The sequence below is a fragment of the Parvibaculum sp. MBR-TMA-1.3b-4.2 genome (assembly GCF_053628815.1).
This window is the reverse complement of record NZ_JBRJHC010000001.1, coordinates 2,900,080-2,914,803: the sequence shown is the minus strand read 5'-3', so window position 1 is coordinate 2,914,803 and position 14,724 is coordinate 2,900,080. Positions and strand designations below refer to the sequence as shown.

Here is a 14,724-nt window from a genome sequence, read left to right as displayed (position 1 = left end):
CAACCATGGGTAAGATTACAGGCTTTCTGGAAATCGACCGTCAGGACCGAAAGTACCTGCCGGCGTCGGACCGCATCCGCAACTACAAGGAATTCGTGATTCCGCTGAGCGAGGATGCGACCCGCGACCAGGCCGCGCGCTGCATGGATTGCGGCATTCCCTATTGCCATTCGGGCTGTCCGGTGAACAACCAGATCCCCGACTGGAATGATCTCGTCTATCACGCCGAGTGGGAAGACGCCTGCCGCAACCTGCATTCGACCAACAACTTCCCGGAGTTCACCGGCCGCATCTGCCCCGCTCCCTGCGAGGCAAGCTGCACGCTGAACCTGACCGAGCAGCCCGTCACCATCAAGACGATCGAGTGCTCCATCGTCGATCGCGGCTGGCAGGAAGGCTGGATCGTCCCGCAGGTGCCCGCGCAGAAGACCGGCAAGAAGATCGCGATCGTCGGCTCCGGCCCCGCCGGGCTTGCCGCCGCGCAGCAGCTTGCCCGCCGCGGCCATGACGTGCATCTCTTCGAGAAGAATGCGAAAGCCGGCGGCCTGCTCCGCTACGGCATTCCCGACTTCAAGATGGAAAAGACCCTGATCGACCGCCGCGTCGGCCAGATGGAAGCGGAAGGCGTGACCTTCCACTACGGCGTGAACATCGGCGTCGACAAATCCGCGACGGAACTCGAATCCGAATTCGACGCCGTGCTGCTGACCGGCGGCTCCGAAGCGCCCCGCGACCTGCCGGTCGAGGGCCGCGATCTCTCGGGCGTCCATTTCGCGATGGAATTCCTGCCCCAGCAGAACCGCCGTGTGTCCGACGAGCCCATCGGCCAGGTCGAGCCTATCCTTGCCAATGGCAAGCATGTGGTCGTGATCGGCGGCGGCGACACCGGTTCCGACTGCATCGGCACCTCTTTCCGCCAGGGCGCGCTTTCGGTCACCCAGATCGAAATCATGCCTGCCCCGCCGGAAAAGGAAAACAAGCTCCTGACCTGGCCCGACTGGCCGATGAAGATGCGCACCTCCTCCAGCCAGGCGGAAGGCGCGACGCGTGACTTCGCCGTGATGACCCGCCGCTTTGTCGGCGAGAACGGTCATGTGACGGCGCTCGAATGCATCCGTGTCGACGAGAAGATGCAGCCCATCGAAGGCAGCGAGTTCGAAATCAAGGCGGATCTCGTGCTGCTCGCCATGGGCTTCGTGCACCCGGTGCATCAAGGCATGCTGGAAGAGATCGGTGTGGAACTTGACCAGCGCGGCAACGTGGCCGCCGACACGGCGACCTACAAAGCCAGCAAAGGCAAATTCTTCGCCGCCGGCGACATGCGCCGTGGTCAGTCCCTCGTGGTATGGGCCATTCGCGAAGGCCGCCAGGCCGCCCGCGAAGTAGATCTTTACCTGATGGGAGAGTCGCTCCTGCCCCGCTAGCGGCCCTCCATACGAAACATCCAAAACCCCGCGGGAGCGATCCCGCGGGGTTTTTCTTTGAGAAAATTTTTCCGGTACATGCAGATGTGGGTTCCGGATATGGCAAGACACGATAACGCTTTCCGTGTCATCTCCTGCCGCAACCAGGAAGGATCGGACCATGCCGGACAGGAAGAATGAGGAATGGCAGGACTGGCTGGAGGGTATCCGGGCGATTGCGCCGCTGCTGCCCGCCGCGCTGCCCTTCGGCATGATGGCGGGACTCGCCGCCGCCAAGGTCGATTTCGACGCCCTGCTCGGTATCGGTCAGTCGGCGATCATCTTCGCCGGCGCATCGCAGATCGCCATGTCGCAGCTTATCGGCGAGAAGGCCCTTCCGGCGATGGCGGTATTGACGGTGCTGCTCATCAATCTGCGCTTCGCCATGTACAGCGCCTCGCTGTCGCTGCATCTGCGCGGCCTGTCGGGCACCAAGAAGAGCCTCGTCGCCTATCTGCTGACCGATCAGGCCTATGCGCTTGCGCTGGCCCGGTTCACGCTCAATCCCGATTGGTCGCTGGACAGGAAGTTCCGCTTCTATCTGGGCACCGCGATTACCCTCTGGGTCGTCTGGATGGCATCGACGGCGCTTGGCTATTATCTCGGGGCGGGCCTCCCGCCGTCATGGGGCCTGGAATTCGGCGTGCCCATCACCTTCATCGCCCTGATGGTGCCGGGCCTGCGCGACAGCGCCACCGTGGCTGCGGCCTGTGTCGGCGGCGTCATGGCCGTCATCGCCGCGCCGCTCCCCAATAATCTCGGGCTCTTTCTCGCCGCACTGTGCGGCATCGCCGCCGGCTATGTCTGGGAGAGCGTCATGCTCACCCCGCAGGAGGGAGACGACACATGAGCACCACGACCCTCTGGTTCATCGTGCTGGCAGGCGGGCTCGGCACCTTCGCGCTCAGGCTCTCCTTCATCCAGCTCGCCGACAGGATCGCCCTGCCCCGGCCCTTCATCCGCGCGCTGCGCTTCGTGCCCGCCGCGGTGCTCTCGGCCATCATCCTGCCTGCCGTGCTGCGCCTGCCCGACGGCACAATGAGCTATGCGCTCGACAATCCGCGCCTGCTTGCGGCTGTCGGCGCCACATTGATCGCATGGGCCACGCGCAACGCGCTCGTGACCATTCTGGGCGGTATGGCGCTTTTCTGGCTGCTGGGGTGGCTGATCTAGCCCTGCGTGTCGCGCAGGCCGCCAGGCAGCGCGTCGTCCTCGGCGCGCGGCTTGCCGCGCAACGCGGCGATCGCCCGCTCGACGACGGGAAACTCAGCCCGTAATTCCGCCCATCCCGTCGTCCGCAGATCGTCCACCTCTGCGCGGATGGCGGCGGCGGGCGCCGTCAGACCGTTCTTCCGCATCTGCTCGTCCCATGTGTGGCTGAGCGCCACCACGGCGTCCTGCACGGGGCCGACCTCGAACCCGTTCACATAGGTGACGAGCTGAGAGCTGTTGAAAAACAGCAGCAGGAAAGCCGACAGCCACATGACGCGGGTAAAGCGGGCAACGCTGCGCCGCGTCTCTTCCGCCTGATGCAGCTCGGCGCGCGAGGCGGCTTCCCAACCGCCTTCCACTTCCGTTTCGATGTCATGCAGCAGATCGAGCATTGATCGCATCCTAGAACTGGAAATAGATGAACGGCGCCACGCCCGCAGGCGCGATGGCCCAGATGAGCCAGATACCGCCGCCCAGCAGCAAGGCCAGCAGCGGCGAGGGCAGATGTTTGATCCCCTGCGCGAGCCAGCGCCCGAGATTGCCCGGCGTGAACTGGAAGATCATCGCCAGCACGATAAGCCCCGTCAGGAACGGCGTTGCATATTGCAGCGGCTCGCCCCAATTGCCGAAGCCTGCGAGATAGTTCCACGCCGTGCCGAATGTATCCGCCCTGAAGAAGATCCAGGTAAAGCAGACGAAATGAAACGTCCACACCACGCCGACGATATGTTGCGCCCCGTCGCCCAGCATACCGGCAACGCCCCGGGGGCCCGCCTGCGCCGGCGCAAATCGCTCGATCTTCGATTTGATAAACCGCTCCAGCCCCAGCATCAGACCGTGCGCCGTACCCCAGAAGACGAACGTCCAGGCCGCGCCGTGCCATAGCCCGCCCAGAAACATGGTCAGGAAGAGATTGCGATAGGTCGCTTTCTTCCCACCCCGGTTACCGCCCAGCGGGATGTAGAGATAATCGCGCAGCCAGGTGGAAAGCGAGATATGCCAGCGCCGCCAGAAATCCTGCAGGCTCGCCGCGCGGTAGGGCTGATTGAAGTTCTCAAGAAAGCGATAGCCCAGCAGCGCCGCAACGCCGATGGCAATGTCGCTATAGCCTGAGAAGTCGCAATATATCTGCACTGCATAGGCATAGACGCCGAGCAGAAGATCTCCCGCTCCCACCACCGTCGGGTCGAAGAACACCGGGTCGGCAATGCCCGTGGCGAGATAGTTGGCGATCACCATCTTCTTGATGAGGCCGGACAGAATCAGCACCGTGCCGACGCCCAGATGCTCCCGCGACAGGCGCGGCGTCTCATGAAGCTGCGGCAGGAAATCCGCCGCGCGCACGATGGGACCGGCAACGAGCTGAGGAAAGAACGAGATGTAGAGCATCACGTCGGCAAGCGAACGCTCCGCCCGCACATCGCCGCGATAGACATCGACCACATAGGAAATGCTCTGAAAGGTGAAGAATGAAATTCCCACCGGCAGGATGATCTCCATGAACGGCAGATCGCGCGCCAGGCCGAAACTGTCGAGCAGCGCCGCAAGCGATGTCAGGAAGAAGCCGTAATATTTGAAGAAGCCGAGAATGACGAGCGAACCTGCGACCGCAACCCCGACGATCCATTTGCGAAGCGCCGGGCGTTCGGCGCGCTCGAGCCCGAGCCCTGCCAGATAAGCAATCAGAGTCGAGGCGAACAGCAGCCCGGTAAAGCGCCAGTCCCACCAGCCATAGAACACATAGGAAGCGGCAAGCAGCGCCAGCTTGCGAAAGCCCGGCGTCCAGCGCAGCGACCAGCTGACCGTGAAAACGATCAGGAAGAAGATACCGAACTCGAGAGTCGGAAAAAGCATGCCGCCGCCCTGACACGACCGCTTTCAGAAAAGGCGCTTCCCGCAAACAAGGGAGCGGTTTTCCGTCCGAAAGCAGCCCAACCAAGCGCGCGGTCCACCGTCCGCGCGCACTACGCAACCGTTAACCATCAGGGGGGCATGACGGTCAGGCGCATAATCCAACGCGTGGCGGCAAAGCTCAATGGCAGAGTTAATTGTTAGTTAATGCCCGAACAGGGACCTCAGGCGCCGAAAGCGGCCAGAAATGTGCGCACGGCGGCATGAGCGTTTTCCCTGATTTCGGCCTCACTCGGCGCCGGCGTCACGTTCCAGAGACGCCGATTGTGAATCCAGCCCTGGCTCAACAGGATCATCTGCCGCGCGGCGAGCAGGGGGTCCGTATCCGCCCGCAGATAGCCCTGCTCCACGGCGCCGCGAATATAGTCGGCCAGATGCTGCTCGGCATTGGCCGGCCCGCTATCGTAGAAAGCCTGCCCCACCTCGGGGAAACGGCCAGCCTCGGCATAAACCAGCCGCATCAGGGCGAGGTTCTCCGGCCTCAGCAAGACCTCGAGAAAACGCTCGCTGAATGCGCGCAATACCTCCCCCGGCGCGCCCCCGCCCGCGACCGTGCCGGAAATCTCTGCTTCATGCCGGGTCAGGAAATCCTCAAGCACCGCCCGGAAGAGCTCGCTCTTGGACGCGAAATAGGCGTAGAGCGTCCCCTTGGAACCGCCCACACATGCCGAAATCTCCGACATGGAGGCCCCTGCATAACCATCACGCAGGAAAATCTCCCGGGCGACCGCCAGAATCTGGCGCCGCTTGCGTTCGCGCCTTTCATCTCCGCTGTCTGGATGCTGCGGCTTACCCGTTTCCATGACTCTCATTCTTTCGCGAAATGACGGCCTTCGCGATTGATTCATTACATTGCCGAAAGATATGCTTTCCCGGAACCGTACCATACCGTACGGTCGAGAAAAGCTCGGCAAACGCGTACGGATCGGGTCGGGAGGCCTCGGGAAACCAAATTCCCCGGAAAACCCAAAGAAAGAGGAGTATGCAGCCGTGACGGCACTTCACGCTGATCGAAAATCTGCGAGGAATCCGGCCGCGAAACGGCAGGGGACATTTCCGTTGGCGAGCCTGCTCTGCCTCATTGCCCTCCTCCTGCCTGCCGCAAGCGCCCATGCCGAGGACGGCGCTGCGCCGGAAAACAGCCTGCCGGTCCGTGTGGAGGTCGTAGGTGAAGCATCCGGTACCGCCACGCGCCATTTCGTGGGCCGCCTGGAAGCCGTCAGCACGGTCGACCTCTCCTTTGAAGTCGGCGGAAGGCTGGCAAAACTGCCAGTTCGCGAAGGCCAGGTCGTGTCGAAGGGCGACCTCGTCGCAGCCCTCGACCCGACCGATTTCGAACTCGCCGTCCGTCAGGCTGAGGTGCAGCGCACGCTCGCCCTCAAGGAACTTGCCCGATACCGGAAACTGCTGAAACGGGACAATGTCTCCCAACAGGCTTTCGACAGGGCCCAGGCCGATTTCAGCCTGCGCGACGTCGCGCTGGACCAGGCGCGGCGCAATCTCGACTATGCGACGATCGAAGCGCCGTTCCGGGCGCTGGTGACGCGCCGCCTGATCGACAATTTCAGCGCGGTTCAGCCCAAACAGAATATTGTCCGGATACAGAACGTCACCGAAATCCGCGTCGCGATCCATGTACCCGAACAGCTCATCCACCTGACCGACAATGTGAATGCCATAAACGCGGTGGCGGTGTTCCCTTTCGCAGAAAATTTCGAACTGCCGCTCGAATATCGCGAACATGAGACCGAACCCGACCCCGTAACCCAGACCTACAAGGTTACCTTCGGCGCGCCGATCCCTGAAAATGCCCCGTCACCGGATAAGAAAACGATCCTTCCCGGCATGACCTGTTCCGTGCGGATCCAATTGGCCGAGAACAAGCCCAATGCGGTTTCCGTACCGCTATCCGCCGTCGACACGGACAGCAAAGGCGGCACCCGCGTCTGGGTCCTGGATGAGAAAACATCGACCGTTGCGCCGCACTCCGTCACGCTCGGACCGGTGCGCTCCGAACGGGTCGTTATTCTCCAGGGACTGAAAAAAGGCGAAGCCATCGTCACCGCCGGCACACGACTTCTGCATGAAGGCGCTCTCGTCCATGCAGCCGAGCGGTTCTGAACGCGCCGGGGGAAACGATTATGGATATTGCAGGCGCTTCGATCGATAAACCGGTCAACACATGGCTCATCGTGGCCATCTGCGTGATCGGCGGGCTCTGGGGGCTGATGACGGTACCCCGTCTGGAAGACCCCAACTTCACCATCAAGAACGCGATCATCTTCACGCCCTATCCCGGTGCCACCGCCGCCGAGGTCGAGGAAGAAGTCACCGAACATATCGAGTCCGCGGTCCAGCAGCTTCCCCAGCTCAAGGAGGTAACATCGAAATCGACGCCCGGCATGTCCGAGGTGAAGGTGGAGATGAAGGACACCTACGATGCCCGGACCATCCCGCAGGTCTGGGACGAATTGCGCCGCAAGGTTCGCGATGTCCAGTCGAGCCTGCCTCAAGGTGCCGGCCCGTCGCACGTGAATGACGATTTCGGCGATGTGTTCGGTCTCTTCTATGCCGTGACCGCACCCGATTTCAGCGACCGGGAAATCCGCAACATGGCGACCTTCCTGCGGCGCGAGCTTCTGACCGTGCCGGATGTGGCCAAGGTCGAAACCGCGGGCGAGCTATCCGAGGCGGTCTATGTCGAAGTGACGAACGAACGGCTTGCCTCGCTCGGCATCCCGCTGGAACAGGTGATCCGTACCCTTCAGGCGGAAAACAGCATCGCGCCGGCAGGCGCCATCACGGTGGATGGACGGCGTGTGCGCGTTTCCACCGATCCCGGCTTCGATACCGTTTCGCAAATCGAGGCCTTGCGGCTCGGGCGGCCGGGTTCGACCGAACAGATCAGCCTGCTCGATGTCGCAAAGGTCACCCGCGAGCCGGTAGAAATTCCCGGTCACATGATCTGGATCGACGGCCAGCGCGCCTTCACCCTCGCCATCGCAGGTGTGAAACACGCCAATATCGTGGATGTCGGCGAGGCGGTGGAAAATCGCCTGGAAGAACTCAAGCAGCAATTGCCGCTCGGCGTCGAGATCCATCCCATCTATGAGCAGCACAAGGTCGTCAACGAGGCGATCGACAATTTTATCCTGAACCTCATTCTCTCCGTCTCGATCGTGATCGGCGTGCTCTGCATTTTCATGGGCTGGCGCGTCGGGATCGTGGTCGGCATCACCCTGCTACTCAGCGTGCTGGGCACCTTCCTTTTCATGCGGCTTTTCGGCATCGAGGTGGAACGCATCTCGCTCGGCGCCCTCGTCATCGCAATGGGCATGCTGGTCGACAATGCCATCGTGGTGGCGGAAGGCATGCTGGTGAACATGCAGCGCGGCATGGCGGCGCGTCCCGCCGCCCAGCAGGCCGTCACCCGCACGCAATGGCCTTTGCTGGGCGCCACACTCATTGGTGTCGCAGCATTTTCCGGCATCGGCCTGTCCAATGACGTGACGGGCGAGTTCATGTTCTCGCTTTTCTTCGTGATTGCCGTGTCGCTCACATTGAGCTGGGTTCTCGCCGTCACCGTCACCCCCATGTTCGGCAACATGCTTCTGCAGGCGGGCAGCGGCAATGCCGAAGCCGATCCCTACGACAACGCCGCGGCGCACGGCTATCGCAGCCTTCTGAACCGTATGCTGCGCGCCCGCTGGCTCTGCGTGGCCGGCTTCATCGGCGTTACGCTCGGCTGTATCGGTCTTTTCGGCTTCGTCCCGCAATCCTTCTTTGCCGCCGCAAACACGCCGATCTTCTATCTCGACTACCAGCTGCCGGAAGGCACCGACATCCGCACCACGGCGCACGACCTGCTGGAAGTCGAATCCTATGTCCGCGAGCAGCCCGGTGTTGCGCAGGTCACCACGCTGGCAGGCCGTGGCGCCACGCGATTCATGCTGACCTACGATCCGCATCAGCCCGATCCTTCCTACGGCCAGCTCATGATCCGCATGGATGACCGGGACGACATCCCGGCGCTGACGCAAAGCCTGCGCAAAACGCTGGGCGAGCGTTATCCCGATGCTCAAATCCGCACCAAGCGCATCGTCTTCGGCCCGCCCTCGGATGCACGGATCGAAATTCGTTTCTCCGGCCACTCCCCCGATACGCTGCGCGCCCTGGGCGACAAGGCAATCGCCATCCTTCAGAAGAATGGCGACATCATCGACATCCGGCAGAACTGGCGGAACAAGGAACTCACCATTCGCCCGGTCTTCAACGAGGAACGCGCACGCATCGCCGGCATCACGCGCGCCGACCTTGCGCGCGCCATGCGCTTTGCGACGGACGGCATCAAGGCCGGCACCTATCGCGAAGGCGAACGCCAGATCCCCATCGTGGTTCGCCCGCCGAACAAGGAACGCCTCGACGTATCGCGGCTTGAAGACCGCCTCGTCTCCGGCTCCGGCGAAGCGACTTATGTGCCGGTTACGCAGATCGTGGACCGGTTCGAATTCGCGCCCCAGGACACGGTCATTCGCCGCCGGGACCGCATCCGAACCCTTACCGTACAGGCCCAGCCACGCGGCGAAATCACCGCCAGCCAGGCACGGAACGAAGTGCTGGAGCAGATCGAGTCCATCCACCTGCCGCCGGGCTATTCGGTCAGCTGGGGCGGCGAATACGAGAACTCTAAAGAGGCACAAGGCTCTTTCGCCTCGCAGCTTCCCGTCGGCCTGACCGCCATGCTGATCATCTCGATCCTGATGTTCGGCAAGATCCGCCAGCCGCTCATCATCTGGCTGCTGATCCCCATGTCGATCTGCGGCGTCACGCTCGGCCTGCTTGTCAGCGGCCTCTCATTCAGCTTCGTGGCGCTGCTGGGCTTTATCAGCCTGTGGGGCATGCTGATGAAGAACGCCATCGTTCTGATCGACGAGATCGACCAGCAGATCGACAGCGGCAAAGAGAAGCATGCAGCCCTGATCGATGCGAGCATCAGCCGCCTGAGGCCGGTTTTCCTCGCCTCGGTCACGACCATCCTCGGCATGATCCCGCTGCTGACGGACGCCTTCTTTGCCAATATGGCGGTCACGATCATGGGCGGGCTGGCTTTTGCAACGATCCTCACCCTCGCCGCGGTGCCGGTGCTCTATTCGCTCTTCTTCCGCATCCGCTATGCGAAGGACACGGGCGCACAAGTTGCGAGCTAATCCGTACCGGCCATCAGCGCCCGCCAGAGCTTGTCGCCCATTTCCCGCGCGCCGGAGGGGCGCAAATGCACATGGTCGGGCCAGGCGCGTGGCGGGTCCTGCGTAACCCAGCGATGGATCGCGCAACGCCCGCCCATCGCCGCTTCGCCATTCCAGAACCAGGCCCCTTTTTCCGCCGCGACCGCCTGCTGAAGCTTTCGCAGCTTGCCGAGCTTGGGTGGCGTCACCCAGCCATCGCCGCATGGCTCACCGGCCCCGCTGTCACGCGCACCGTCAAAGGCACCGAGCAGCGCAATGGAGGCCTGTGGCGCAACCCGCCTCAGCCGGTCGATTAAGGCGACAAGGCGCTTCCGATAGGCCGCCAGATCGAGCCCATCGTCGAAGCCCTCATTGGTGCCATATCCCAGAATGATGAGATCGGGCCGCCGCCGCTCGATTTGCGCATCGACGATATCGTCCCGCCAGCGCGACACGATATCGAGCCGCGCCGCCACCACGCCATAGCTGTCATACCGAACGCCGCCCTCCTTCGCCTCGGAGCGCCGCACGCCCCAGCCCAGAACGCGCACCGGACCGCCATTGCCGACCGGCGACAGCCTCAGATGGCGGGCTTGCGCGGCGGGCACGTAGAGCGTCACCAGCCCCGGCGTCTTGCGATAAGTGGAAAGCCGTAAAGGCGCGGCATCGTCGATAGCGAGCGAGAGGTAACCCGTATCGGGCGCTCCGGCGACTTCCACCTCCACGCCGTCGAAGGGCTCGTCCGCATCCAGCACCATCTCCGCATCGGCGCGCGCCGCGCTTGCCACGAAACCCTGTATGCCGAACGCCCCATGCGCATCGGCGGGCAGGCTCGACTTCACCTCCCACTCCCCGCTCATGGAGATCCGGTAGCCCTGCACCGAGTAATATTGATAGGGCACACCGGGCTGCAGCCCCCGTCCGGCATTGCCGTAGCGCTCATCCCACAGCTTGCGCATCTCGCCGGTCAGATGGTCGAGCGAGATATGGCTGTCGCCGAGATGCAGAATGGAAACGGGCCGTGTGCGCCTGCCGTCTTCGACGGCGGCAAGGGCTGCATGAAACTTCTCAAGACCAGGCACGGCACCGCCCTCATTCGCTACAGCGCAACCGCCGGTCATGAACAGGATCGTCGAGGCGAAAGCCGCCATTCGCGCCCCTATGCGCAAACGGCCCATGCGCTCAATTGGTCCGGCCGAGCCAGCGCCAGTCATCGCTTCGCCCGGGTCGTAAAACCGGCAGCGGCGCCGAAATCTCCGCAACCTGCTCCGACTTCTTCGGCTTGGCTTGCAGCCCTTTCGCTTTGGCCATGGCAATAGAGGTCGGCTCACCTTGCTTCAGACCTTGCTTGACGCGATCGGCCATGCGCTTGCCCAGAAGCTCATAGCCGGCCATGGAAAAATGAATGCCGTCTTCGGCGCGCAGCAGCCGCTTGCGCCCGAACCTGTCCGCACCATAAGCCTCATAGGCGCCGTTCTCATCGGTGCCGAGATCCCGCGTCCGTACGAATTGAATGCCTTCCTTGCGCGTCTCTTCCTCGAAGATACGATTGAACTTCTGCATATCCGCATCGAATCCCGACGAGCGCATCACGGGAAGTTCCATCCAGTAGATCTGCGCGCCCGTCTCCTTCAGCGTATCGATGAATTCCTCCACGCGCTCCGCATAGATCTTCTCCCACTCGGGAGAAAAGCGCGCATGGCGCTTGCCGTTCACGACCATGGCCTGCCGGTCGTTCGTTCCCATCACCACCACGGCGATATCGATGGGCGTATCGGCGGCGATCTCCTCGACGACCTTGTTCCAGTTATAATAGTCGTGCCGGACGAGCCCCGTCGCAACTTTCGATTTCTTGATGACCTTGAATCGCTTGTCCTTGCGCAGCACGTGGTAGAGACCCGCCCAGAGCCCGTCGCCCAGCGAGTCCCCCAGCACCACGAGATTGTACGGGCCTTTATGCGCCACAGGCTTGGTTTTCGCCGCGGGCGCCGCCGGCTTCGCAGGCACGGCCCCCTCTTCGGTGAGCGCCGCCTCGCTGACGCCGCCACCGGCAGAAACCGCCGCGTCTGACAGACGCTGGCTCGGCGTTATGGCCATGGGATCGGCATGGGCCGGGAAAGGCACTGCGAACGGCACCATGGCCGCCAACAGCAATGCTGCCGCCACCCTCCTGCCAGCCATCGACAATTCCAGCTTCAACTCAACCCCCTGGGACCACCAAATCATCGGCATAGCGCCGCAATGGCACGTTTTCGCGCCTGAACGCCTGCTTTCTCCCAATCAATGCAGCGCTCATGCCCAACGAGAGCCCTGCCGATGTCCCGTATCGGGACACAGTCTAAGGGCGTCATAGAGCGATACAACGAAGGATGGAAGGGGGAGATAACCCGGAATGGGTCAGCTGGCGTGCCGGAGTATCTCCGATACAACACGCTCCAGCTCCTTCAGCGAGGCGCAGGTCACGGCCTTGTCGCAATAGGGCTGGAGACGCCGCATTTCGCTGTCGCCGCTGTTCCACATGGAGCGGCCTTCGGGATTGAGCCAGATCACCCGGCGCGCGCGCTCATGCACCTTGTGCAGCAGGTCGCTGCGCGGATCGCCATAGTTCGAGCGCGCATCGCCGAGGATGAGGATCGTGGTGCGGTGATCGATATCGTCCAGCGCAAGATCGGTGAAATCCTCGAACGCCTTGCCATAGTCGGTCGACCCGCCGCCATGCTCCTGCAGCGCGGTGGCCATCGCCATTTCGATGTCTTCCGTCTTGAAGAGATCCGTCACTTCGCCCAGCCGGCCGGAGAACGCGAAGCTGCGCACATCCGGCAACACTTCCTGCATGGAATAAAGGAACATCAGCAGGAAGCGCGACACCTGCGCGACCGAGCCGGAGACATCGCAGATCGCCATCACCTTGGGCCGGTCCACTTTCTTCTTCTTCCAGATCGTGTGGAAGAGCAGACCGTCGAATTCGATATTGGCGCGGATCGTCCGGCGCACATCCAGCACGCCGCGTTGTGTCACCTTGCGGCGGCGCGAATGCAGCGCCACGAGCTTCTTCGCCATCTTGCGCACGAGCTGGCGAATGATCTTGATGTCGGAGCGGTCCACATTGGTGAGACGCACCTGGCTCAGCACTTCCTCGCGAAGCTGACGCCCTGCATTGGCGGTAAAGATTTCGAGCTGCTTCTCGACATAGTCACGCACCTGCTCGCGCAACCCGTCGCGCGCTTCGCGCAGATTTTCCGCCCCCTCTTCATTGCCGGAGGCCTGTCGGCGGTCGATCTCCTCGTTCAGACCGTCGAGACCCATCGCCTCCATGATCCGCCGCGTGTAGAGCCCACGCTGCGTGAAGAGCCGGATATTGTTGAGCTGCGCGTCGCGCGCGCCTTCGGCAAGCGCCATCTGCAATTCGGTCTGGTCGCCGCGTTCCAGCAGCGCCACGAGATCGCGCTCCGTCGCAGCCCCCTCGCCCGCTTCGGTCGCACCGCCGCTGCCGCCGCCCGAAGAAGGGCCGCCTTCACCCTGCTGGCCTTCGCCACTCTGACCACTCTGGCCTTGTTGGTCGCTTTCCTGCTGGCCGCTTTCGGCATCGCCCTCACCGTCGCCGCCATCGGCTTCCGTCTCGGCATTGCCATTGGCCGCTTTCTGGTTCTTGAACTGGTCGAACGCGAAATAGCGGTCGAAGGTTTCGTCGAAAGAGGTTTTCTCTTCCTCCGACTTCGCCAGCACCTGCCCCAGCGCATCTTTCAGCACCTGCCGGTCGTCATAGCCGACAAGCTGAACGACATCGCCCGCATCGATGGTTTCCGACGTCGACACGCGAACGTCGGAAGCCCGCAGCGCCCGAATGAAATCGCCGAGAACATCGCTCATTGCCGCTCTACTCCGCCGCGGCCTGCGCCTTCGACGTCAGCGCATTCAGCTCGCCATCGACATTCTCGATGTCGTCCTGGAACTTCAGCAGGACATTGAGCGTCTCGCGCACCATGTCGACGCCCAGATCTTCCGCATGCAGCAGGACCAGCGTGCGCGCCCAGTCGATGGTCTCGCTGACGGCAGGCTTCTTTTTCAGGTCGAGTTCGCGAAGGCCCTGGACGAAACTGACGAGCTGCTCGCGCAGCTTTTCGGACGCCTCGGGTACGCGCGCCGCGATAATCTTCTTTTCGAGCGCCGCTTCCGGGAACGGAATGTAGAGATGCAGGCAGCGCCGCTTCAGCGCATCGCCGATCTCGCGCGTATTGTTGGAGGTCAGGAACACGATGGGCGTCGTGCGCGCCTTGATCGTGCCAAGCTCCGGCACCGAAATCTGGTAGTCGGCCAGCAGCTCCAGCAGGAAAGCCTCGAACTCGTCATCCGACTTGTCGATCTCGTCGATCAGCAGCACCGCGCCGCCCGGCTGCCACAGCGCCTTCAGCAGCGGCCGCGGTTCCAGAAACTCTTCGCTGAAGAAGGTATCGTCGAAATCATGCAGCCGCGCCATGGACTCCTTCAGCCCATGCGCGCCGGTCATCAGATCGCCGAGCTTTTCCTTCAGCACCTGCGTGTAGAGAAGCTGCTTGCCGTATTTCCACTCGTAAAGCGCCTTGGCCTCGTCGAGGCCCTCATAACATTGCAGCCGGATGAGCGGCTTGCCGACGAGTTCCGCCGTTGCCTTGGCAAGCTCGGTCTTGCCCACGCCGGGCGGCCCCTCGATCAGCAGCGGCTTTTGCAGCCGCTGCGCCAGGAAGATCGAAGTCGCGATCTGGCTTGAGCAGATATATCCGCTCTTCTCGAAGCCCGATCTGATCTCGTCGATTGCATTTGTCGAAGAACTCAACGCCCTACTCCCGATAGTCCAGTTTCTTGTTGGCGGCACATTATCATGGGCAAGGGACCGCGCCTAACGTCCCGTCAGCCCCGGCCTGACCACTGCTGCA

General features: G+C 62.5%; 12 protein-coding genes. 5 read left to right on the top strand and 7 right to left on the bottom strand.

Features of this window, described 5'->3' with window-relative positions; genetic code table 11:
* Positions 1-5 precede the first annotated feature (5 nt).
* From ACSSVQ_RS13915 to ACSSVQ_RS13905, 3 genes are all read left to right on the top strand, one after another.
* Positions 6-1,424 (top strand): glutamate synthase subunit beta, encoded by a 1,419-nt coding sequence (locus ACSSVQ_RS13915; protein WP_454183982.1) that lies wholly within the window; start codon positions 6-8, stop codon positions 1,422-1,424.
* 160 nt (positions 1,425-1,584) lie between these two features.
* The gene (locus ACSSVQ_RS13910) at positions 1,585-2,313 is read left to right on the top strand and encodes an AzlC family ABC transporter permease (protein ID WP_454183981.1); all 729 of its coding nucleotides are present in this window, start codon (positions 1,585-1,587) and stop codon (positions 2,311-2,313) included.
* On the top strand, positions 2,310-2,636 hold the full coding sequence (locus tag ACSSVQ_RS13905) for an AzlD domain-containing protein (RefSeq protein ID WP_454183979.1): 327 nt from the start codon (positions 2,310-2,312) through the stop codon (positions 2,634-2,636). Before ACSSVQ_RS13910 ends, ACSSVQ_RS13905 begins: the two co-directional genes overlap by 4 nt.
* Here ACSSVQ_RS13905 and ACSSVQ_RS13900 read toward each other — a convergent pair.
* The 3 genes from ACSSVQ_RS13900 to ACSSVQ_RS13890 all read right to left on the bottom strand — a co-directional run bounded on the left by ACSSVQ_RS13900 (position 2,633) and on the right by ACSSVQ_RS13890 (position 5,389).
* Entirely contained in the window at positions 2,633-3,067 is a 435-nt protein-coding gene (locus ACSSVQ_RS13900; RefSeq protein ID WP_293323826.1) for a hypothetical protein, read from the bottom strand. The genes ACSSVQ_RS13905 and ACSSVQ_RS13900 overlap by 4 nt on opposite strands.
* Positions 3,068-3,077: 10 nt before the next feature.
* Positions 3,078-4,529, bottom strand: a complete 1,452-nt coding sequence (locus ACSSVQ_RS13895) for an MBOAT family O-acyltransferase (RefSeq protein ID WP_454183977.1) — start codon at positions 4,527-4,529, stop codon at positions 3,078-3,080.
* Between the two features lie 221 nt (positions 4,530-4,750).
* Entirely contained in the window at positions 4,751-5,389 is a 639-nt protein-coding gene (locus tag ACSSVQ_RS13890; RefSeq protein ID WP_454183975.1) for a TetR/AcrR family transcriptional regulator C-terminal domain-containing protein, read from the bottom strand.
* A gap of 256 nt (positions 5,390-5,645) precedes the next feature.
* Between ACSSVQ_RS13890 and ACSSVQ_RS13885 the strand changes: the two genes are divergently transcribed.
* Positions 5,646-6,707 (top strand): efflux RND transporter periplasmic adaptor subunit, encoded by a 1,062-nt coding sequence (locus tag ACSSVQ_RS13885; protein ID WP_454183973.1) that lies wholly within the window; start codon positions 5,646-5,648, stop codon positions 6,705-6,707.
* Between the two features lie 20 nt (positions 6,708-6,727).
* Positions 6,728-9,793, top strand: coding sequence for an efflux RND transporter permease subunit (locus ACSSVQ_RS13880; RefSeq protein WP_454183971.1), 3,066 nt, complete (start codon positions 6,728-6,730; stop codon positions 9,791-9,793).
* Here the strand turns inward: ACSSVQ_RS13880 and ACSSVQ_RS13875 are convergent.
* The 4 genes from ACSSVQ_RS13875 to ACSSVQ_RS13860 all read right to left on the bottom strand — a co-directional run bounded on the left by ACSSVQ_RS13875 (position 9,790) and on the right by ACSSVQ_RS13860 (position 14,624).
* Positions 9,790-10,962: a GDSL-type esterase/lipase family protein gene (locus ACSSVQ_RS13875; protein ID WP_454183969.1), complete on the bottom strand. Its 1,173-nt coding sequence runs from the start codon at positions 10,960-10,962 to the stop codon at positions 9,790-9,792. The genes ACSSVQ_RS13880 and ACSSVQ_RS13875 overlap by 4 nt on opposite strands.
* 31 nt (positions 10,963-10,993) lie before the next feature.
* Positions 10,994-11,992, bottom strand: a complete 999-nt coding sequence (locus tag ACSSVQ_RS13870; RefSeq protein WP_454183967.1) for an SGNH/GDSL hydrolase family protein — start codon at positions 11,990-11,992, stop codon at positions 10,994-10,996.
* Positions 11,993-12,208: 216 nt separating this feature from the next.
* Complete coding sequence (locus ACSSVQ_RS13865; protein WP_454183965.1) at positions 12,209-13,681, bottom strand: vWA domain-containing protein; 1,473 nt, start codon at positions 13,679-13,681, stop codon at positions 12,209-12,211.
* Positions 13,682-13,688: 7 nt separating this feature from the next.
* Positions 13,689-14,624 (bottom strand): AAA family ATPase, encoded by a 936-nt coding sequence (locus tag ACSSVQ_RS13860; RefSeq protein ID WP_293326380.1) that lies wholly within the window; start codon positions 14,622-14,624, stop codon positions 13,689-13,691.
* Positions 14,625-14,724 lie beyond the last annotated feature (100 nt).